The organism is Planococcus sp. TJ-301 (assembly GCF_058268475.1).
Window position 1 is genome coordinate 137,502 of sequence record NZ_JBZDOH010000002.1, and the last position, 22,303, is coordinate 159,804.

The following is a 22,303-nucleotide window of genomic DNA, read 5'->3' on the forward strand; positions in this document are numbered from 1 at the left end:
AAAAGGATCAGCCTCTTTTTTATTGTATTAAGGGCAGACACCTTGTTTGTTCAAGGTGCTGATAAATCGTTCAAATGCTGTCGTTTCTTTTAATACGCCGGCGTCTTCAAGCACTCGGACGAATTTTCTCCCCAGTTCTTTTTGCAGGAGAACTTCGACATCTTCCCGAAGCGCAAGAACGCCATATTGTGCTTTTAATTGTTCAGCCCATTCGAGGTGGGGAGCGGCTACGTTATGTAGATGCCCAAGCAAAAATTCCTCGATTTCAGCCAGTTCATCTTTTAACCGGGGCGGCAAGACAGCAAGGCCCATCACTTCAATCAATCCGATATTTTCTTTTTTGATGTGCTGGACATCCGCATGCGGATGGAAAATCCCGGACGGATATTCCAAGGTTGTCCGGTTGTTTCTTAGCACAAGGTCGATTTCGAACAGCCCATTGCGATTTCGCGCGATAGGGGTAATGGTGTTGTGGGGTGTATCGCCGGTAAATGCTAGGACATCCGCTGATTCATCGGAATAATTTTTCCACGTCTGTAAAATCTCATCAGCAGCATTCACCAGCTTGCCGATTTCTTTGCCTTTCAAACGGATAACGGACATCGGCCATTTCACGACGGATGCGGCGATACCAGGATGTGAATTCAAAGGGAACACAAACGCATCTTCCGCTGTCGTCATGGCAAATTCATAACGTCCGGCCTGGTAATGGTCATGGCTTAAAATGGACCCTCCAACGATCGGCAAGTCGGCGTTCGAACCGATAAAGTAATGGGGGAAGAGCGCTGTAAAACTAAGCAATCGTTCAAATCCAATTCGATCAATCTTCATGTCACGGTGTTCCTCAGAAAGCAAAATGCTGTGCTCGTTATAATAAACATAGGGCGAATACTGGAAATACCAATTTTCCTCTGTGAGAGGGACTTTAACGACCCGATGATTCGCGCGTGCTGGATAGCCAATCCGGCCTGCATAGCCTTCGTTTTCTTTACATAATAGACATTTTGGGTAACAGAGCGTTTGTTTCATCTCACGTTCTTTTTTGATTTGCTCAGGATCTTTTTCGGGTTTCGACAGATTAATGGTAATATCCATTTGGCCGTAGGCAGTGTCCGCTTTATAAGAAATGTTTTTCTTGATCCGGTTCATCTGAATGTAGTTGCTGTTTTTGCTTAATTCATAAAAGTAATCGGTTGCTGCGATTGGGGATTCTGCATATTTTTCATTAAAAAGAGTGTTGATGGCAGAAGGCCTGGCTACAAAACAATTCATGATAGTAGCTGACAGCATTTCCTTGTCGTCAAACATGTTCGTAATAACGCCTTGTTCCACTGCATAACCCGTCAAATTTTCCAGCAGGTTTGGGATGCTATCATCTGCAGCTTCGATAGCTTCTTCAGGAAACGATTCCAGCCCCAGAAGATTCATCACCTGGTTGCGGGCATAATCGATATCATCCGCTTCTATCAAGTTGGTTTCGATGGCTTTGTGAATAAGTCCAAGAAGATTTTGGTAAACCATTTCTACACTTCCTTTTCGTAGCCTGATGGATGCGAAGAATGCCAATTCCATGCATCTTCGATTATTTTAGCAACAGAAGTATGGACAGGCTTCCAGCCCAATACTTGTTTAGCCTTATCTGAACTGGCGATTAAGGTGCCCGGGTCGCCTGCTCTGCGAGGACCTATTTTTACCGGAATTTCTTTTCCGGTTACAGAACGGGCTGCAGAAATCATTTCACTCACTGAAAACCCTTGGCTGCTTCCCAGGTTGAATACATCGCTTTCCCCGTCTTTTTTCAAATACTCCAACGCCAATAAATGTGCTTTGATGAGGTCTTCGACATGGACGTAGTCGCGGATGCACGTCCCGTCCGGAGTGTCATAATCATCTCCAAAAATCGTAATTTCCTGTCGCTGCCCGAGTGCTGTTTGCAGGATAAGAGGGATGAGATGCGATTCAGGTTGGTGATCTTCCCCTATTTCTGCCGTTTCTCTTGCACCGGCCACGTTAAAATAACGCAAGGAAACAAATTTTAAGCCATGGGCCAATGCTGTCCACTTCATCATTTTTTCCATGGTCAGCTTTGTTTCGCCGTAAGCATTGCCGGGGTTGGTTGGCATCGTTTCGGTAATCGGCACCGCTTCCGGCTCGCCGTAGGTTGCTGCGGTAGAAGAAAAGACGATTTTTTTAACATCGTGCTTGATCATGGCTTTCAGCAAAACTTGGGTGCCGTAGACATTATTATCAAAATACTTCAGGGGATTTTCCATCGATTCACCGACAAGGGAATTGGCGGCAAAGTGGAGGACTGTATCAATCGATTCTTTTTCAAAAACAGTATCCAGAAAGTCTGCATTGCGGATATCGCCTTCATAGAAAACCGCCTTCGGGTGTATGGCTCCAAGATGGCCTGTCTCCAAATTATCAACAACGACAACACTGTCCCCTCGATCGATCAATTGGTAAACTGCGTGTGAACCAATATATCCGGCTCCGCCTAAAACTAAAACACTCATATTCAAAACTCCTCTCTAAGTTCTTTTGCGCCATCCGAAATTTTTGCTTCATAAAATGAAGGCGGGAAACCGAATTCTTCGGTATAGCTCTCCGCGATTTTTTCTTTGAAACTTTCGATTTGCGTCTGGTGAACAATCGCAATCGCACATCCGCCGAAGCCAGCACCTGTCATTCGCGCGCCGATAACACCCGGTTGCGCCCAAGCCAATTCTGCAATTTTATCGAGCTCCGCGCCAGTAACTTCATAATCATCACGAAGAGAGGTATGAGACTCGTTCATCAATTTTCCAAACGCTTGAATATGGCCTTGTTCAAGTTCTCTTAGCGCGAGCAGTGTTCGTTCGTTTTCATACACCGCATGCTTTGCCCGTTTGCGATTTATCTCACTTCCGATTAGGTGTTTAACTTGTTCGAATTTTTCTGCTGTCAACTCGCCTAAGCTGCTGATTTGCATTTCAGTACGCAAATCAGACAGCGCTTGTTCACATTGGGAGCGGCGCTCATTATACTTTGAAGCGGCCAGTGTCCGTTGTTTATTGGAGTTTATGATGACAATTTCATGATCCATTAATTCGATGGGTGCGTATTTATAATGGAGTGATTGGCAATCCAACAATATCGCAAAGTCTTTTTTCCCTTTGCCGATTGCAAATTGATCCATAATGCCACTGTTGACGCCGATATACTGATTTTCCACGTTTTGTCCCAACTGAATCATACGCAAACGGTTTATTTCTAATTCGAACAGGCCTTCAAGAACAACGCCTGTCGCCATTTCAATAGAAGCGGAAGAGGAAAGTCCGGCACCGTTCGGAATGTTTCCGTAGAACAGAATGTCCAATCCGTGGGGGATTGAAAAACCATCTTTCATAAAATGCTGAATCATGCCTTTCGGAAAGTTCGCCCAGTCGTGATCGGGGTCAAAAGACAAGTCGCCAAGCTCACATTCAATTTTCCCTTGTTCCGAAAAATTCAGCGAGTAGAACCGCAGTTTTTGATCGCTGCGCGGGCTGGCAACTGCATAAGTGCCCAAGGAAATAGCGGCTGGAAACACATGCCCGCCGTTATAATCGGTATGTTCACCAATTAGGTTAATGCGGCCGGGAGCAAAAAAGAAACGTGGTTCGGTATCGTTGTTGAAGATTTCGCGGAAAGTTTGAGCCAATTTAGCCTGATTCATCGTATTCCTCCAATACTTTGTAAATTAATTTAATTAACATAAGTATAAAGTATTTTGGTAAACTATACAATAACGAGATTGGAAGCTATTACGGACGATAGAGTTGGGATTAAGAAGCAGCATACGGAACATCGCTCCGGCCGCTTTGGGCATGACTTCCGCAATAAGCCGAGAAGACCACTTGTCTCATTGCTCCATCTAACTCCTGGAGGCGCCTCCGCTAAGATATCTCTCAATATGGGGAAAAACACAGCATAGACGCCTGCGGAATATCGATTATGAATATTCATGAGTCCAACTTAAATAGTTCAGCAAAAAACGGAGGGATTTACGATGCGTCAAGGTACGTTTAAATGGATGAAATCGGTGAACAAATCGATGATCCTCAATAAAATAAGAAAAGATGGACCGATATCGCGAGCGCAGATTGCTCGGGACACGAAGTTGACGCCGCCGACTGTCAGCAGCAGCGTAAAAGAATTGATTGAACAAGGGATTGTCGAAGAAAGTGATATCGGGCAATCATTGGGTGGCCGGAAACCGACGATGCTGATCGTCAATAACCAGGCCATCACCATTATTGGCGTAGATGCAGGACCGGAAAGCATTGAGTGCATTTTGGCGGATCTCGCAGGCAAGGTGCTGAAGCGGTCCGAAACCAAATTGCAGCTGCCGATCGACAACGGGCAATTTATCGCCGCATTAAAAAGCTGCATCGAAGGAGTTCTGGAAACGGAACATCCGTTAATCGGCATTGGCGTCGCCATGCACGGTGTGGTCGAAGTCGATACCGGCACGTCTTTGTATGCGCCGAATTTGGGCTTGGCCAATATTCCAATCAAAGAAGAGTTGGAAAAGGCATTTGGTTTGGAAGTGAAAGTGGAGAATGATGCGCGAGCCATGGCGCTCGGCGAATACTGGTTCGGCAACCACGGCGAATTGGAAAGCATGCTGGCAGTGAATATCGGCAGTGGCGTTGGTGCAGGCCTGATCCTTAACGGCAAACTTTATCACGGCGCATCCGATATTGCGGGGGAAATCGGCCATATGACAATCGATTTGCACGGCGAAATTTGTGAATGCGGCAACCGCGGATGCCTCCAGACATTTGTCACCGGACCAGCCATCGCCAGAAAAGTGAACAGCGGGACAACGGAAAACCCATTGTCGGCAGAAAACATATTCGAACAGGCTGTCCTTGGCAATGAAAGCTTCACTGCCATCTTGAAAGAAACCGGAAGAGCGATGGGCATTGGCCTGACAAATCTCATCCACATCGTCAATCCGGAAAAAATTGTTCTTGGCGGCGGGGTGTCCAAAGCAGAAGAGTTCATCTTGCCTGCTATACGTGACACCATTCAAACATCTGCATTGACGCCTGCAGCCAGCCAAACAAAAGTGGAAGTTTCCAAACTAGGAGACGATGCGACGCTGATTGGAGCGGTCACCTTGCTCTTGGTGGATATCTTTGAACCAAAATAATCGGAAAAGATTGGAGGGGTGAAACAAGAAATGGAAATCAGTGAAAAGGTATTTGAAGCTAAAGACACAAAGCCAATCAAATTATATACATTGAAAAACGATCAAGGCTTTCAAGTTTCCTGCATTGATTATGGATGTGCAATCACTGAGATTATCGCGCCAGACCGCAACGGAAACTTGGAGAATGTCGTACTTGGCTTTGACACAGTCGAAGAATACAAGAACAATCCTAACTTCTTTGGGGCATTGGTTGGACGTTTTGCCGGACGGATCAAAGATGGGGAGTTTGCCATTGAAGGGTTGGACTATCAAGTCCCCCAAAATGACAATGGCCATCACCTGCACGGCGGCCCGAAAGGCTTACACGCAGTTATTTGGAATTCAAAAGTAATCCAGACAAACAATGAAGCAATCGTCGAATTTACGCATACCAGCCCGGATGGCGAAGAAGGATATCCTGGAACCTTATCCATGACGGTCCGTTATACGCTGAAGAATGACAGCAATCAGCTTGTCATTTCCTATTCAGGAAAATCCGACAAAACGACGTTGCTGAACGTCACCAACCATTCGTATTTCAATTTGAGCGGAAATTTCAAGCGCACCATTCTGGATCATGAATTGACGATGAAAAGCGATCATTATGTGGAACTGGATGATGAATTGCTGCCGACAGGCAAACTGGTCCCAGTTTCCGAAGACCCATTATTCGATTTCAGGAGCGGCAGAAGCATCCGGGAAGCAACAACAGCCGAACATCCGCAAACCAAGCTAGTAGGAAACGGCTACGACCACCCATTTTTATTGAACAACGCAACGCAGCCAGGAATCGAATTAACGGAAGCTGAAAGCGGCCGTAAACTCGTGATCGTAACAACCCAACCGGCAGTGGTTTTGTATACCGGAAACTTTATCGGAGGCGCCAGCTCCATAAGAGAAGTTGACGCTCAAGACTATCTGGGGCTGTGCCTAGAGACGCAAAGTCCTCCGGATTCTGTGCGCCATGACCATTTCCCATCCGCCGTCCTGAAAGCGGAAGAGGAGTTTACGTCGGAGACAAGTTACACTTTCTCCATTGTCAGCAAATGAACAGTTTAATAAAAGCACCTTGTAAAAAGATGACTTCGGTATTGAGCCGAAGCCATCTTTTTTAGATTCTGCAGTATCAACTTTTCGGGCGCAATTCCCATCATTTTCAAAAACAGTTCACCCAGCCACGTAGTTTGCACTAGAGCCTTTCCGCGAAGTGCTATAAACTGAAGATACAGAGAAAATTCTTTGGGTGACCGGATGGGATGCTTTAAGAACGGAATTGTCTTTATTGGAAATACGAAGGGGAAGGGGATTTCTGATGTTAGATGAAAAGTACTTGAATTTATTGGCGGAAAAATACGACTGTGAAGAAAAAGTGGCAACTGAAATCATTAACCTGGAAGCGATACTGGATTTGCCGAAGGGGACGGAGCATTTTGTCAGTGACTTGCATGGCGAGTATCAGGCGTTCCAGCATGTGCTGCGCAATGGTTCCGGCAATGTGAAAGTCAAAATCCGGGATCTTTTTGAAGGGGAAATGCCTGAAGAAGAACTCAACGAATTTGCGACATTGGTTTATTACCCGGAAGAGAAATTGCAATTGATCAAAAGCGAATTCACCAGCAAAAAGAATTTGCGGGAATGGTACGTCGAGACTATTGAGCGTCTGTTGAAACTGGTCGCTTATGCGTCTTCGAAATACACCCGTTCGAAATTGCGCAAAGCGCTGCCGAAGCAATTCTATTACATTATTGAAGAGCTGCTGTACAAGACGGACGAGTTTACAAACAAGAAGGAATACTACGAGAAAATGGTCGAGCAAATCATTTCCCTCGGCCAAACCGATAAGCTGATCATCGGACTGGCTTACACGACGCAGCGATTGGTTGTGGACCATCTTCATGTCGTGGGGGATATTTACGACCGCGGCCCGGCCCCGCATAAAATCGTCGATACGCTCATTGATTACCATTCGGTGGACGTCCAGTGGGGAAACCACGATGCCCTGTGGCTCGGTGCCTATGCAGGATCGAAAGTTTGCTTGGCGAACATTGTCCGGATCTGCGCGCGCTACAACAACCTGGACATTATCGAAGACGCCTATGGCATCAACTTGCGGCCGCTTGTGAACCTGGCTGAGAAATACTACGAGGACAATCCGGTTTTCCGTCCGAAGCGGATTTCAGATGAGCTATTGACTGAGCAGGAACAGCTGCAAATCACCAAGATCCATCAAGCGATTTCCATCATCCAGTTCAAACTGGAAAGCCCGATCATTAAAAGGCGCCCGTGCTTTGACATGGAAGACCGCCTGTTATTAGAAAAAGTCGATTACACCAATAAAGAAGTCACGCTCAACGGTACAACGTATAAGCTTGAAAACACGTGCTTTGCAACGGTCAACCCGGAGCGGCCGGAAGAATTGCTGGAAGAAGAAGCGCAAGTGATGGACAAGCTGCTGTTCTCGATTCAGCATTCGGAAAAACTGGCGCGCCATATGAATTTCCTCATGAAAAAAGGCAGCCTGTATATGCGCTATAACGGCAATCTGTTGATCCATGGCTGCATTCCGCTGGAAGAAAACGGCGATATGAAAGAAATGGAAATCGAAGGCAAAACTTACGCGGGACGCGAGTTGCTGGATGTTTTCGAACATTACCTGCGCTACGCATTCGCCCACCCGGAAGAAACCGATGATTTTGCGACTGATATGGTGTGGTACCTGTGGACAGGGGAAAATTCCTCGCTTTTCGGCAAACGGGAAATGACGACGTTCGAGCGTTACTTTATCAAAGAAAAAGAAACGCATAAAGAACGGAAAAACCCGTATTACCATTTGCGGGAAGATGAAGCAATGTGCCGCAAGATGCTTGCGGAATTCGATTTGAATCCCGATTACGGACGCATCATCAACGGCCATACGCCGGTAAAAGAAATCGACGGCGAAAACCCGATCAAAGCGAACGGCAAAATGATCGTCATCGATGGCGGCTTCTCCAAAGCATATCAATCCACCACCGGAATCGCGGGCTATACTTTGCTCTACAATTCCTTCGGCATGCAGCTCGTCGCCCACCAGCACTTCAATTCGAAAAAAGAAGTCTTGAGCAATGAAACCGACGTCTTATCGGTGAAACGGCTAGTTGACGAAGAATTGGAACGGAAAAAAGTGCGGGAAACGAATATCGGGGAAAAGTTATTGCAGGAAATTGCTGACTTAAGAAACTTGAGAAAGCACCGGTATATGAAGTGATATAAATGAAGGTGAGAAGCACAATCGGCGATTAGCAGCCGGTTGTGCTTTTTGTTTGAGTTGCTTTTTCATGATTGTGTTGTTCCTAGGCGAACGGCTTTTCCATTTAGGATTTTGAACTTGGATCATAGAGAGACTCTCTACCGCTAGTGCTGGTTAAACTCCAGACAGGTCATGTTAACTCCGCAGAAACCCTTGTTAACACATAAAACCAGCTCCCCAAACCAAAAAAGATCCGAGACGCCTCAGCGCCTCGGATCTTTCCACATCTTATTTCTTTTTAGCTTGCCCTTTGTTCGTGACCACTGTGTAGTTGCCGAACTCGTTGACGTTCAGCGTGAACGTTGAGCCGTTCAATTCGCCTTGGATGATTTTCCATTTGCCTTGTGCGTCTTCGCGTGCACCGAATTGGACTTTGATGCTGCTGTCCGTGTCGAATGCCAGTTCAACGCTTGACGTGAATTGGACAGGAATTTCATTGCCTTCTGCGTCTGTGATGGCGATATTAAATTGCTGCGCTAATGCTGGGCGGCTGTCTACTGTTGCCGCATCTTCAACTGCGAAGTCGAGATTAAAGCCTTCGCCAGCTGCTGCTGCGATTTGCTGTAGATTAGCTGCTGACAAAGTCAAATCAGCAGTCGGCAAGTCAATCAATAGATCTTTGCCGCTTTCGAGCAATGCTGCGATCGTGCCTTCTGTGAATTCAATCGTTAATTCGCCTTCTTCGTTGAATTCGCCAGCTTTGACGACTGCTTCTTCACCTGACAGGTCAGGATCTGCTTCTTGCTCGCCAGGAACTGTCGGTTCGACGTAAGCGCCAGCTACGATGCGCCCTTCAACAACAGGGTTAACGTTTTCTAATGACGTAATGTGGTCAACGAACATATCGAAATCCGTGAATCCTGGCTCAGATACGCGTCCATCTTTATAAGCTGCGCCGAATGACGTATAGCCATCGCCGCCTGCAGCTACGAATGTATTCGTTGCTACTTTGTAGTTTTTAGCAAGGTCTAATGCTGTGAACGCATCGCCTTCTTTAACACTTACTGAAGTAACGCGCGATCCTACTGCTTTAGCTGGATCGAATGTGAACTTCATGCCCGCAACGTGAAGGAATGCACCCAATTCATTCGGATATTGGGAAACACTGTGCTCTAGAGCCGTTTTCAGCTCAGCGCCAGTCAAGTCCATGATGGCAAGCGAGTTGCCGAATGGCAACGTCGTCAAGACTTCACCGTACGTGATTGGTCCAGCATTGATTGATGCACGGATGCCGCCGCCGTTTTGAACAGCAATCACTGTTTCAGCGTCAACGGTCTTCGCTTTCGCAAGCATGCCGTCTGTGATCAAGTTTCCAAGGTTCGTTTCAGAAGAGCGTACACCGACTCCGTCTCCAGGAGTTTGGCTACGTCCGCCGTTAAGAAAAACGTCAGCTTCAGCGCCTGTTGGCTGAGTTTTGATTGCATTGATTTCATCTGAATACTTTTTAAGTGCCGCTGCTACTTCTGCATCCGGCGTCAGTGTAGTTGCAGCTACATCATGCAAAACGCCTGTGTGGCTTGTGATAACGCCGGCATCGTCAAAAGTGACGTCCAATTGCCCAAGGAATTTGCCGTACTCGTTAGCTTGCACGATGACGATCGGGTCGCCGTTTTCCACAACAATTGGAGGCTGGACTTTCGTATGAGTGTGCCCGCCAACAATGATGTCGATTCCTGGAACTTCTGCAGCCAATGTCATGTCGTTGTCGTAATTCACTGAATCATTAAGGCCGATGTGCGTAAGCGCGATGATCTTGTCTACGCCTTCCGCTTCAAAAGCCGCTACAGCTTCTTCAGCCGCTTCGATGTAATTCGAGAACGTCACATCGCCGGGGCTTGAAATGTTTACTGTCTCTGCTGTCGTCAAACCGAAGATCCCGACTTCTTCGCCGTCGATTTCTTTGATGATGCCGTTGTAAATTTCACCGTCTTCAAATACTCTTGTATATTCAGCATTCTGGTAATCCTTGATAAAGGTGTTCTGTGAAAAGTCCGCGTTTGCCGATACGAATGGCAAGCCTGCAGCAAACATGAATTCACTAAGTGCCTGATGGCCATCCGTTGCACCAAGGTCAAATTCATGGTTTCCGAAAGTCATGGCGTCATAGCCCATCAAATTCATCATTTCCGCATCCGCTTGGCCCTGGAATGTGTTGAAGTAAAGTGTTCCTGAGAAAACATCTCCCGCATCAAGCAATAGATTATTCGGTTTTTTCGAGCGGATATCATTGATGATTCCGGCGCGCTTGGCCACTTGGTCCAAGTTCGCGTGCGTGTCATTCGTGTGCATGATCGTCAGCTCGAAATCACCTTCTGCTGCTTGTACGTTGCCCGGAGCTTGAACTCCGATGACGCTAGCTGTCAATACAGCCGCAATCGCGGTTTTAAAGACTTTTCCTTTCATTCGACACCATCCTTAGTTTTTTTTGAGCGATTGGCGGATACCGGGCTGTTGCCTGTGCACACAAGCACTGCGGCAAATTGTCTTTCGATGTATTTCCAACACAGCAAGTAAGCGCAATCATTCATTTTCAGTTTAGCATGTCCCATTTACAGGAACAACAAAATTTTATAATCTTTTGCCTTTTAAATAAGTCTTTATGCCCTCTTTACGTCCAGTTAATAAAACCTATAGTTTGCAGCTTGAAATTTGGGAGGGGAATAGGCTCGAATCCGCTTTATTTGTGAGGTTCACATGGGGCAATGTAAATATAAAAGCGGTGGACTGCCAGTGAAACTGCTAGTGGACGAAGAAGTGAAAAGAACCAATTTTAAGCGCTGTTGCACATACAAAAACCAATCGGTGAAGTATTGCTATCCGAGCTTTCACATTACAATTCATGACCGTCTCAAATCGAAAATACTGAATATAGTGACATTTTAACACCTTCTGTAAACTCCGCATAGTGTATCCACGCCAATAGATTTGGGGCGTTTATTGTGCAAAATAATGGAATGAAGCCTGTAGCAAATAAGACTTCTTCCACCGATAAATAATGCTAAACTATTCTCATAACGAGTTATACAGGAGGGCAGCTATGGAAACCTGGTTTGGTGCAACGTCCGACTATCCTTTTGAGTTTTTTTCCCTTAGCCACTTGCTGGCGTTAAGCGTAGCCTTCATTGGACTCTTTTGCATTATCCTGTTGAAAGATAGATTAGGAGTGAAAGCTCAGCTGTTCCAGCGGCTGCGCTGGCTATTGCTTGCCATTCTGATTTTCTCGGAAGTTTCCTACCAGTATTGGGCCATTACACATGATCTTTGGAGTTTCAGCCGCCATGTGCCGCTTCACTTATGTGGAATCGCCTCTATTACTGCCATGGCCGGCTTGCTGACATTGCGGCCTTTTTGGATTCAGGTCTCATTTTTTATCGGGATTGTTCCGGCTGTGCTGGCCTTATTGACCCCCGAATTGCCTTACGATTATCAACATTACCGGTTTTGGAAATTCTTTATCCATCACACCGCGATTTCTTGGGCTTGCTTGTTTCTGGGATTGGTCTTTCCAAGCACCATCACCATCCGTTCGGTGTTTTCCGTTTATGCATTGCTGCTTGTTTACGCCGCAGTTATCGGTTTCCTTGTGAACCCCATGACGGAATCCAATTATCTCTACTTGGATCGTCGGCCGTCCACCGCTTCTCCATTGGATTTTTTCGGAGACGGCCTTTGGTATTACATCAATCTGTGTTTGGCCGCCTTGCTCCTGTTTTTTGTGCAGTACTTGATATTCCAAAAGCTCTTTAAAAAAGCGTCTAAGCGGAAAAGGGTATTCTAAAGGAATCTGATCATACATTGCAATTTATACTGCACCTATCGCTGCTGAGAAGAAATCAATGTTTTTCTAAGCGGAACATAAAGTAAAACTTAAAATTTACCAATTCGTATATAAAAGATAAAAACTCATCTCAAATGAACTTATGGGAGGGGCAAGATGTCTGCAAAAGTAAGAAGTAAGATCCAATAAAATGAAAAGCACAAAGGGCTAGTCTTTAGCCCTTTGTGCTTTTTTGCTATTAGCCAAGCAGCACCAGAGCGTCCAAGAAAAATTCTTCTTCAATCCGATTTTCAGGTTCAATATAATGAAAAAAATATAGAAATGAAGGAATCTTTTCTATTTACAATTATCAGAAAAAGGAATAAACTATTAAAAAGTTTCCTTTAGGAAAAACAATTCAACTAGCAACAAACAATGTCGGGAGGGAATAAAATGGCTTATGCACTCGTATTAAAAAATGTCCACGTCTCTTACCACGGCAAAGCAGCGATCCAAGAAATTGATTTAAGGGTTGAACAAGGAAACATCTTAGGAATTATCGGGCCTAACGGTGCTGGGAAGTCGACTCTGTTAAAGGCATTATTGAACCTCGTGCCGATTGATAAGGGCAGCATCGAGATATTGGGAAGTACGTTGAAGGAGAACCGCAAAAAAATCGCGTACGTTCCGCAGCGAAGCGAGTTTGACTGGGATTTTCCCATCCATGTTCTTGATACCGTCTTGATCGGAACTTATCCGACTCTGGGGCTATTCAAGCGTCCAAAGAAAAAAGAAAAAGAGTGGGCTTACGCGTGTTTGGAACAAGTGGGCATGGAGAAATTTGCAGATCGACAAATCGGGGAACTTTCCGGGGGCCAGCAACAGCGCGTATTTCTCGCACGAGCGCTAGCACAAAATGCCGACCTGTTCTTTTTGGATGAACCTTTTGTCGGCATTGACGTTTCTAGCGAAGAAACGATTATCAATCTTTTGAAAGATTTAAAAGATCAAGGGAAAACGGTAGTAGTCATCCACCATGATTTAAGCAAAGCGAATGATTATTTTGATCAATTACTGTTACTGAACAAACAGGTAATTCATTTCGGAAACCCTCAGGAAGTATTGCGTCCAGAAATCATCCTGAAAGCGTACGAACGAGAATTGTCCTTTTTGCATGAAGTAGGGGTGAGCTGATCATGGCTTTTATCGAGGGGATTATCCAATATGACTTTTTGCAAAAGGCGTTAATGACTTCAATCATGGTCGGCGTCATTTGCGGCGTCATCGGCTGCTTTATCATTTTACGCGGCATGGCATTGATGGGAGATGCGATTTCACATGCGGTGTTGCCGGGAGTGGCCATCGCCTACGCACTGGGCATTAATTTTTTCTTTGGTGCTGTGTTCACAGGGGTTTTAACCGCAATCGGAATCGGCTTTGTCAGCCAAAACAGCCGCATCAAACAAGATACATCAATCGGCATCATGTTTACAGCTGCATTCGCTTTAGGCGTTATCCTGATTACAGTACTCGAAAGCAGCACGGATTTGTATCATATTTTGTTTGGCAATGTATTGGCAGTCCGGCCATCGGATATGTGGATCACGCTCGGTACCGGAGTGCTTGTATTAGCCGCGGTTTATCTTTTTTACAAAGAGCTTCTTGTCACATCTTTTGATCCGACAATGGCAGAAGTTTACGGGCTTCCAGTGAGGCTCATCCATTATTTCTTAATGACGCTGCTGACGATGGTGACAGTCGCTTCTTTGCAGACAGTTGGTATTGTACTGGTCGTAGCCATGCTCATTACGCCGGCGGCAACTGCTTATCTGCTGACAGATCGGTTATCGGTGATGATTTTTCTCTCAGCTGCCATAGGAGCAAGTGCTTCCGTCATCGGCCTGTATTTCAGCTTCACTTATAATTTGGCGTCAGGCGCTACGATTGTACTTGCAGCAACAGCGCTATTCTTTTTGGCTTTCCTGTTTTCTCCTAAACAAGGGGTGATTTGGAGAGAACTGAGTGCCAAGAAAAAACAGAACAAGTTGATGACTTAAAATTTACAAAAGGGGAGCATACCGATGAGAAATCATAAGCAGTTTTTAGTTATTAGTCTTTTATTGCTTCTTGCTTTGGGAGGGTGTGGAAGCGATCCATACCAAAACAACGCGGCAAGCGAAAATGAAAATACCATACAGGTAGTCACCACCTACTCCATTATTTACGATATTGTCCGAAATGTAGGAGGAGACCGGGTAGAAATTCATAGCTTGGCTCCGGTCGGATCCAATCCGCATGAATACGATCCGCTGCCAAGGGATGTACAAAAAACAACCGATGCTGATGCCGTCTTCTATAACGGCTTGAATCTTGAAGCAGGGAATTCCTGGTTTGAAAAACTCCTGGACACTGCTGGCAAAACAGGGGAGGATGCACCCGTATTTGCACTGAGCAAAGGGGTCGAGCCGATGTTTTTGACAACTGAAGGCAAAGAAGGCGAAGAAGATCCTCATGCCTGGCTTGATGTGCAAAATGGCATTAAATACGCAGAAAATGCAAGGGACGCATTCATCAAGATCGATCCGGAACATGCGGAAGAATACGAGCAAAATGCGGAAGCCTATATTGGCGAGTTAGAAGCGCTTCATCAAAATGCCATTGAACGGTATAGCGAAATTCCAGAAGAACAACGTACTTTTGTAACGAGCGAAGGCGCATTTAAATACTTCAGCCAAGCGTATGATTTCCAAGCAGAATATATTTGGGAAATCAATCAGGAAAATCAAGGAACACCCAAGCAGATTACGCATATAGTGGACCTTATTGAAGAACAGAATATCGAAGGCTTATTTTTAGAAACCAGTATCGACCCTCGCAGCATGGAAGCGGTCTCAAGAGAAACCGGGATGGAAATCAAAGGGAAAGTATTCACCGATTCGATTGGGAAACCAGGAGAAGAAGGCGATACGTATATCAAAATGATGGAATGGAATATCGACACTATTTTGAATGGGCTGACTAACTAAAGGGAAGATTTTAGCGGTTATAAGTTGAACAAAATATGTTGATATTGATAAACCGCTTTGGACGCTTTGGGCAGAGCAAAGACGATTGTTTCTGTCCCGGCTACGCTAGCTTCGGGACATGAAAAAGCGTTGCATCGCTGCGCTAGCTTCGAAGCAAAGGAAATGGTCCAAATTAAATTTGGCCATCTCCTTGCCTAGTCCCTTGACGCGCCTCCGCTAAGAGATTTCTCGATATGAAGCAAAACAGCGGTGACGCCCGCGGCAAAAAAACATGTGCCCTATCTCTGCATCTAAAATACACCTTTATTGTTAGACGACCATCTAACGAATAAGGGTGTATTTTTATTGGGAAGTTGAATGGATTGCCTATTCATACGGACTTAAAAAGTTACATTTTTGCGCGCTTCTAAAAAATATTCAACATTAAAAATCACATCATAAACAGGCCACTATAATTTATAAATAGTTGTGTTCCAAGTATTATCCATTAGATTACCTCCTAGGAAGCTATTATCCCTTTACGCTATCTTTCTTCAATAATCAGAATAGTTAAAATAATACAGAAATATTTCACAAATAGAAGAAATTGAAATATGGCTGTAATCAGTGGTAGAGGTTTAACTGATATACTAAGTGGGTTAGAGGTTTGAGAAGTAAACTCTTACATAAAATTATTTCTAAGCCAATTAATAGATTTCTAAACATAGAAAATACTTTCTTACATTATTATCAATCATATATAGCAATATCAGAAAGATATCGGAAGGGGAAAAAATACTTGATTTCGAAATGGATGATGACCAGTTTATCTTCAATATTAGCCATATCCATTTTAGTCCCAACGGCTAATGCAGATAACCTGGATAAATTAGAAGAGAAAAAACAAGAAGCCCAGCAGCAGCAAAGCGAACTGAATTCGGGCATCAATGAAAAAGAGGGGCAACTCAATCAGAATGCTACGAAATTGGAGCAGCTTGCGGCGAAAATAGCAGATTTGAATACCCAAATTACCGAAACAGAAGCAAAGATCAATCAGGTGCAATCCGAAATCGAAGGGACAAAATCCGAAATCGATGAATTGAGAAAATCGATTGAAGAACTTGAACAAAAGATTGCGGAGCGTACAGGACTGCTTAAGGAACGGGCTCGTGCCATCCAATTAAGCGGGGGATCGGTCGAATATCTCGACGTCCTGCTTGGCGCCAATAGTTTCGTTGATTTCATTGACCGTTTTTCTGCAGTCAACGCGCTGATTGAAGCGGATCGTGAGATTATGCAAAATCAGGCGGATGACAAAAAAGCATTGGCCGAACAAAAAGCGCAAGTTGAAAGCAAGCTTAATGACCAGGAAACACGCCGTTCGGAACTGGTCGGGTTAAAAGCTTCGTTTGATGGACAGAAAAAAGAGCAAGCCGGCCTGGTAAATGAGCTGGAAGCCGAACAACAAAGGTTAGCGACAGAAAAAGGCAGCCTAGAGATTAAATTCAGTGAAGTAATCGAAATCAGCGAAGACTTGGAAAAACAAATCGCTGATGAGCAAGCCCGCTTGGCTGAAATTGCAAGAAAAGCGGAAGAAGAACGTCTTCGTAAAATAGCAGCTGAAAAAGCTGCTGCAGAAGCACGGGCACAAGCTGCGGCGGCAGAGGCACGAGCACAAGCTGTTGCAGAAGCACGAGCACAAGCAGCTGAAGAAGCGCGCGCTCAAGCCACAGCAAAAGATGAAGCAGAGGCACTCGCTCAAGCGGCAGAAGCAGAGGCACTCGCTCAAGCGGCAGAAGAAGAGGCCCTCGCTCAAGCGGCAGAAGAAGAGGCGTTAGCACAGGCCGCTGCTGAAGAAGCACGCGCTGCAGAGGCTCGGGAAGCTGCCAGCAGTTCCAAGGCTTCAGCTGTTCCGGCAGCGAAAACAGAAAGTCCTTCTGTAAGCCCAATCCCTGCAGCCGCAGCTGCTCCTTCTTCTGGAGCAATGTTTATCAGACCGGTTGCTGGCCGATACTCATCCGGCTACGGTGGACGGGATATCGGAGAAGGTGCTGAATCGCATTTAGGGCAAGATATAGCAAATGCTACCGGCACACCGATTTCTGCGTCAGCGTCCGGTTATGTTTCTTTTGCCGGCGTGATGGGTGGATACGGAAATGTCGTCATTCTTACCCATTCGATCAATGGCCAATCCTATGCGACTGTTTACGCTCACATGAACGCGATTAGCGTATCAGCTGGCCAAGCCGTTTCACAAGGCCAAACGGTCGGTTTGCTTGGTTCGACAGGACGCTCAACCGGTCCGCATCTACATTTTGAAATTCATATTGGTTCATGGAACGGATCGCGTTCTAATGCGGTAAATCCAATGAATTATCTACAATAATAGTGAAAACGGCGTGCTTTTAACTAAAGCATGCTGTTTTTTTGACTTTGGTTTTGAAAATCTTTTGATAAAAAAGTTGACGGAATTCAAAACTAAATCTGGCGAATTCCGTTAGTTTGATAGTCGGATACACGCATTGAAATATAATGGAGCCATTTGGCTAGTTATCAATGAATGACATGTTTCCTTGAAGGCGCATACGAAAATATCGATTTGAAAAGCGCCCGGTTGGAATTAGAAAAAATACCTGGAGACCAATCGGTTCAGCAATTGCGCATTTGGTCAATTGACGGAGAAGAGAACGCAATGAACGTCCACCTCTATGCAAAAAGAGACGGACTTGAAGATGCCCGAACCATTGAACAACTTGTTAGGGAAGCAACAGCTGAACTAAATATTGGATTTTCTACAATAGAGATGGAAGGGGTAAATGAATAGTTCCAAGCTTTTTTGAGCTGGGATCCAAGTTGATAGTGGGGGTAGGAAAGGATGGGGAGCGAGCATACCCATTCTCACAATCAAAATAAAAAATACGAAATAAATTCGCCTTCTGAAGCTGGTCTAACAATTTCGAAAACAGCAATTACTTTCAAAAAAAGGTTTGACAGCATTTAGGATGTCCTATACTATTAAATCCAAGCCAATACACAACTTCATATGGAACATTATCAAGAGAGACCGAGGGACAGGCCCGAAGACGTCCAGCAACCCCCAGCACGAGCTGGGAAGGTGCTAAATCCTGCAGAATGATTTCATTCTGAAAGATAAACCAATTCCATTTACGGTGCCTCTTTCTATATGAAAGAGGCACTTTTTTATTGGTAGGAAAGAGGAGGACCATCATGATCAGCATACAAAACCTATCAAAAGACTATAAAACGAAAAGAGGTCTGGTGACCGGCGTAGACAACGTCACGCTGACCATTAACGAAGGCGAAATTTTCGGCATTGTCGGCTACTCGGGAGCGGGGAAAAGTTCGCTGCTGCGCTGCATGAATTTATTGGAACAGCCGACAAGCGGCGATATTGAAGTGGACGGCTTGAACCTGACCCACCTTCGCGGTGAAAAGCTTCGGCAGGCACGGCTGAAAATCGGCATGATCTTCCAGCATTTCTATTTGATCAGCCAAAAGACGGTCGGCGAAAACGTCGCGTTTGCGCTGAAAGCGGCCAAGCGGCCAAAAGAAGAGTCGGCGAAACGGGTCGACGAATTGCTGGACATGGTCGGATTGGCGGATAAGAAAGACGTCTATCCCGCACAGCTGAGCGGCGGGCAAAAGCAACGTGTCGGCATTGCACGGGCGTTGGCGAACAACCCGTCGGTCCTGCTTTGCGATGAAGCCACATCCGCGCTTGACCCGAATACCACGCTGTCGATCCTGCGGCTGTTGAAAAAGATAAACCGGGAACTGAACATCACGATTGTCCTCATCACCCATGAAATGAACGTCGTCAAAGAAATCTGCGATCGGATGGCGGTCATGCAGGACGGCAGGGTCATCGAAGAAGGAGAAGTCTACGACATCTTTTCGGATCCCAAAACCGATTTAACGAAGGAATTCATTTCTTCTGTCGTGTCGTTTGATGTGCCGCAGCCGATTCTCGATGCGTGTACAGGAAGCATCATCAAAGTGCAGTTCAAGGGAGCGGTGGCCGGAGAAGGCGTCATCACCGATACCGTCCAGCATTTTGATGTCAAAGGGAACTTTCTCCACGGTACCATCGAATATATACAGGAAAAGCCGCTTGGGTTGTTCTTGATGGAAATCCAAGGACAGCCGGAAAATATCAGGAGGGCCATCACCTATATGGAAGGCCGTGGCGCAAAAGTGGAGGTGATTAAAAATGGGCTTTGATTTTCAGCATATGATCGAATTATGGCCGGATATTTCAAAAGCATTCGGCGAAACCTTATACATGATCGGCGTGTCGCTCGCGATTGCCATTGTCGTCGGATTGCCGCTCGGCATCGTGTTGTTTGTCACCGACAAAGGGCTGTTTCTGGAAAACCGGGTGATCAAATCGATTCTCGGCTTTATCGTCAATATGGTGCGGTCGATTCCGTTCATCATCTTGCTCGTTGCATTGATTCCGTTGACCAAGCTATTGGTGGACTCGACCATCGGGCCAGCGGCAGCAAGCGTATCGCTATCAGTCGCAGCCATCCCATTTTTCGCCCGCATCGTCGAAACGTCGCTGCGCGAAATCGATAAAGGGGTCATTGAAGCCGCTGTTGCGGTCGGCGCTACGCCGTGGATGATCATCAAAGATGTGCTGTTGCCGGAAGCGAAGCCGGGCATCATCCAAGGCGTCACGATCACAATCATCTCTTTGGTTGCCTACTCCGCTATGGCGGGAGTCGTAGGCGGTGGCGGCATCGGCGATTTGGCGATCCGCTTCGGTTATTACCGCTACGACAATACCATCATGATCGTCACCGTCGTCATCTTGATCGTTCTCGTCCAAATTCTTCAGCAACTTGGAGACTGGACATCCAAAGCAATAGACAAACGATAATAAAAGGAGAGAAACTCACATGAAAAAATTCATCTTACCAGCTATCCTGCTCATCCTGCTTGCCTTGCTCGCCGCATGCGGCGGTGGTGGTGAAGAATCGAACACCGACAGCAAATCCATCAAACTCGGCGGAACGGCCGGCCCTTATAGCGACATGCTGAACGAGGCATTCAAGCCAGCTCTTGAAGAAAAAGGCTACGAAGTGGAAATTGTTGAATTCAGCGATTACATTCAGCCGAATAACGCCTTGGATAATGGCGACCTTGACGCCAACTTGTTCCAGCACTCGATTTACCTGGAAAACTTCTCGACAGAAAACGGCATGGACCTGACCGGTTTGATCACCGTGCCAACAGCGCCAATGGGCATTTATTCCAACGTTTTTAAGTCAATCGAAGAAATCAAAGACGGCGCAACTATCGCTATTCCGAACGATCCGGTCAACGCGGCGCGGACGTTCTTGGTGTTGCAGGACCACGGCTTGATCACACTCGATCCGGCAGCTGAAGAATTGACGGTTTCTGAAAAAGACATCGATGAAAATACGAAAAACCTTGTGTTCCAGCCAATCGAAGCAGGCGGCTTGCCGCGTGCTGTTGAAAGCTCGGACTTGGCAGCTGTGCCAGGAAACTTTGCGCTGGCGGCTGAAATGGACCTGCAGGATGCGCTTGTTCTTGAAGACATGCCGGACCAATACCGCAACTTAGTGGCGGTCAAGACGGAAAACAAAGACACGCAATTAGCCAAAGATTTAGTGGAAATTGTGGAGTCTCCGGAATTTGAAGCTTTGATCGATTCCGATTTCGAAGGCTTCGGCAAACCGGAATGGATGGAATCTCGCTAATCAAGGAGGGGACAGGAATGGAAGGAATCATTGTAAAAGGTGCACCGGCTGAATATATCTGCATTCCCGGTGTGCTCGACGGACTCGAAGATAAGTTGATGAGACGAAACATTAAAAAAGTGCTGATCCTGACTGGCACAAAATCCTGGCAAGCGCTGCGTCCCTTTTTTCCGGAACTGGATGGAGTCGAAGCTGCATTTGAAATTTACCAGGGAGAAAGTTCGCTTGCAGAAATCGACCGGGTTGCAGGCCTCGCTAAGTCATTAGGAGCCGATGCGATCATTGGAGCCGGCGGCGGCAAAGTCCTGGATATCGCGAAAGGCGTCGCTCATGAAACCGGCACCTCGTTGGTGCTGATTCCGACACTCGCATCGAATTGCGCACCGTGGACCCCGCTCAGCGTTATCTACACAGACGAAGGGGCGATGACGCATTACACGGTTTTCCCAGGAAGCGTCGACCTGCTTTTGGTCGAACCCCAAGTATTGATTGATGCACCGGTTCCGATGCTTGTCGCCGGGATCGGCGACACCATCGCAAAATGGTTCGAGGCGGATGTCCAGATCAGCCGCTTTGAAGACCCGCCGATTGCCTTGAAAGTAGCCCATTACACCGCGAAACTATGCGCCGACGAAATGTTTGAACATGCGGAAGCCGCAATTGCCGATGCTAAGCAGCGAAAGCTGTCCGCCGCGTTCATCAAAGTGGCCGAAACCATCATTATGCTTGGCGGCATGGTCGGCGGATTCGGCGACAAATACGGCCGCGTCGCAGGCGCACATGCCATTCACAACGCCATGACCATCGCACCCGAGTCGCACCAGGCGCTGCACGGCGATAAAGTGGCATACGGAGTGCTCGTGCAATTGCTGCTGGAAGAGAAATCGGAAAAAGCCGAAGGGTTGATGGCATTCTATCAAAAAATCGGCTTGCCGGTGTCACTCAAGGACTTAGAAATACCAAGCCGCTGGATCGATGAAATTGCCGTCCAGGCGGTTAGGGAAAACGAAACGATTCATGTGTTGAAAGAGGAGCCGATTCGAGCGGATGAGGTAGCAGCAGTTATGAGAAAGCTTGAAGAGCAAGCGGTCTTAAATGAAATCGGACCTTCTGAGAGAACAGCTTCGGAACGGCACCTTCACATTTAAAACGCTCTTAAATGGTCTTTGAAACTATCCGTGAAAGTAAAAAGAAGAACGACCGTAAAGAGTGGTGCACTTTACGGTCGTTCTTTTTGGCGTTTTCAGCTCTTTTGAATTGTTTCGCTCCCAGGGAACAAAGACA

The 22,303-nt window shown here is 46.2% G+C and carries 17 protein-coding genes and 1 riboswitch; of the genes, 13 read left to right on the forward strand and 4 right to left on the reverse strand.

Going from position 1 to position 22,303, the window contains the following annotated elements; translation table 11 throughout:
- Positions 1-27 precede the first annotated feature (27 nt).
- From AC4EHJ_RS11555 to AC4EHJ_RS11565, 3 genes are read right to left on the reverse strand one after another with little or no spacing between them, the layout of a single operon-like run.
- Complete coding sequence (locus AC4EHJ_RS11555; protein ID WP_490975775.1) at positions 28-1,521, reverse strand: UDP-glucose--hexose-1-phosphate uridylyltransferase; 1,494 nt, start codon at positions 1,519-1,521, stop codon at positions 28-30.
- A gap of 2 nt (positions 1,522-1,523) precedes the next feature.
- Positions 1,524-2,519 (reverse strand): UDP-glucose 4-epimerase GalE, encoded by a 996-nt coding sequence (gene galE, locus AC4EHJ_RS11560; protein WP_490975776.1) that lies wholly within the window; start codon positions 2,517-2,519, stop codon positions 1,524-1,526.
- Positions 2,520-2,521: 2 nt separating this feature from the next.
- Positions 2,522-3,700: a galactokinase gene (locus tag AC4EHJ_RS11565; protein ID WP_490975777.1), complete on the reverse strand. Its 1,179-nt coding sequence runs from the start codon at positions 3,698-3,700 to the stop codon at positions 2,522-2,524.
- Between the two features lie 333 nt (positions 3,701-4,033).
- Between AC4EHJ_RS11565 and AC4EHJ_RS11570 the strand changes: the two genes are divergently transcribed.
- The 3 genes from AC4EHJ_RS11570 (at position 4,034) to AC4EHJ_RS11580 (ending at position 8,468) form a co-directional block, all read left to right on the forward strand.
- The gene (locus AC4EHJ_RS11570; protein ID WP_490975778.1) at positions 4,034-5,182 is read left to right on the forward strand and encodes an ROK family protein; all 1,149 of its coding nucleotides are present in this window, start codon (positions 4,034-4,036) and stop codon (positions 5,180-5,182) included.
- An 18-nt stretch (positions 5,183-5,200) separates the two neighbouring features.
- Entirely contained in the window at positions 5,201-6,271 is a 1,071-nt protein-coding gene (locus tag AC4EHJ_RS11575) for an aldose epimerase family protein (protein ID WP_490975779.1), read from the forward strand.
- Between the two features lie 262 nt (positions 6,272-6,533).
- Positions 6,534-8,468 (forward strand): fructose-1,6-bisphosphatase, encoded by a 1,935-nt coding sequence (locus AC4EHJ_RS11580; protein ID WP_490975780.1) that lies wholly within the window; start codon positions 6,534-6,536, stop codon positions 8,466-8,468.
- Positions 8,469-8,738: 270 nt separating this feature from the next.
- Here the strand turns inward: AC4EHJ_RS11580 and AC4EHJ_RS11585 are convergent, their stop codons facing one another.
- Positions 8,739-10,913, reverse strand: coding sequence for a bifunctional metallophosphatase/5'-nucleotidase (locus AC4EHJ_RS11585; protein WP_490975781.1), 2,175 nt, complete (start codon positions 10,911-10,913; stop codon positions 8,739-8,741).
- 634 nt (positions 10,914-11,547) lie between these two features.
- Here AC4EHJ_RS11585 and AC4EHJ_RS11590 point away from each other — a divergent pair.
- The 10 genes from AC4EHJ_RS11590 to AC4EHJ_RS11635 all read left to right on the forward strand — a co-directional run bounded on the left by AC4EHJ_RS11590 (position 11,548) and on the right by AC4EHJ_RS11635 (position 22,167).
- Positions 11,548-12,288: a YwaF family protein gene (locus AC4EHJ_RS11590; RefSeq protein ID WP_490975782.1), complete on the forward strand. Its 741-nt coding sequence runs from the start codon at positions 11,548-11,550 to the stop codon at positions 12,286-12,288.
- A 432-nt stretch (positions 12,289-12,720) separates the two neighbouring features.
- Complete coding sequence (locus AC4EHJ_RS11595) at positions 12,721-13,461, forward strand: metal ABC transporter ATP-binding protein (protein ID WP_490975783.1); 741 nt, start codon at positions 12,721-12,723, stop codon at positions 13,459-13,461.
- Between the two features lie 2 nt (positions 13,462-13,463).
- Positions 13,464-14,324, forward strand: coding sequence for a metal ABC transporter permease (locus tag AC4EHJ_RS11600; RefSeq protein WP_490975784.1), 861 nt, complete (start codon positions 13,464-13,466; stop codon positions 14,322-14,324).
- Positions 14,325-14,348: 24 nt separating this feature from the next.
- Entirely contained in the window at positions 14,349-15,293 is a 945-nt protein-coding gene (locus AC4EHJ_RS11605) for a metal ABC transporter substrate-binding protein (protein WP_490975785.1), read from the forward strand.
- 778 nt (positions 15,294-16,071) lie between these two features.
- Positions 16,072-17,658, forward strand: coding sequence for a peptidoglycan DD-metalloendopeptidase family protein (locus tag AC4EHJ_RS11610; RefSeq protein ID WP_490975786.1), 1,587 nt, complete (start codon positions 16,072-16,074; stop codon positions 17,656-17,658).
- A 174-nt stretch (positions 17,659-17,832) separates the two neighbouring features.
- The gene (locus AC4EHJ_RS11615; protein WP_490975787.1) at positions 17,833-18,096 is read left to right on the forward strand and encodes a cation transporter dimerization domain-containing protein; all 264 of its coding nucleotides are present in this window, start codon (positions 17,833-17,835) and stop codon (positions 18,094-18,096) included.
- Positions 18,097-18,320: 224 nt separating this feature from the next.
- A riboswitch (SAM riboswitch) is annotated at positions 18,321-18,429 on the forward strand.
- A 71-nt stretch (positions 18,430-18,500) separates the two neighbouring features.
- A complete protein-coding gene (locus AC4EHJ_RS11620) occupies positions 18,501-19,514 on the forward strand; it encodes a methionine ABC transporter ATP-binding protein (RefSeq protein WP_490975788.1) in 1,014 nt (337 codons plus the stop codon).
- Positions 19,504-20,175: a methionine ABC transporter permease gene (locus AC4EHJ_RS11625; protein WP_490975789.1), complete on the forward strand. Its 672-nt coding sequence runs from the start codon at positions 19,504-19,506 to the stop codon at positions 20,173-20,175. Before AC4EHJ_RS11620 ends, AC4EHJ_RS11625 begins: the two co-directional genes overlap by 11 nt.
- Positions 20,176-20,194: 19 nt before the next feature.
- Entirely contained in the window at positions 20,195-21,019 is an 825-nt protein-coding gene (locus AC4EHJ_RS11630; RefSeq protein WP_490975790.1) for a MetQ/NlpA family ABC transporter substrate-binding protein, read from the forward strand.
- Between the two features lie 17 nt (positions 21,020-21,036).
- On the forward strand, positions 21,037-22,167 hold the full coding sequence (locus AC4EHJ_RS11635) for an iron-containing alcohol dehydrogenase family protein (protein ID WP_490975791.1): 1,131 nt from the start codon (positions 21,037-21,039) through the stop codon (positions 22,165-22,167).
- Positions 22,168-22,303 lie beyond the last annotated feature (136 nt).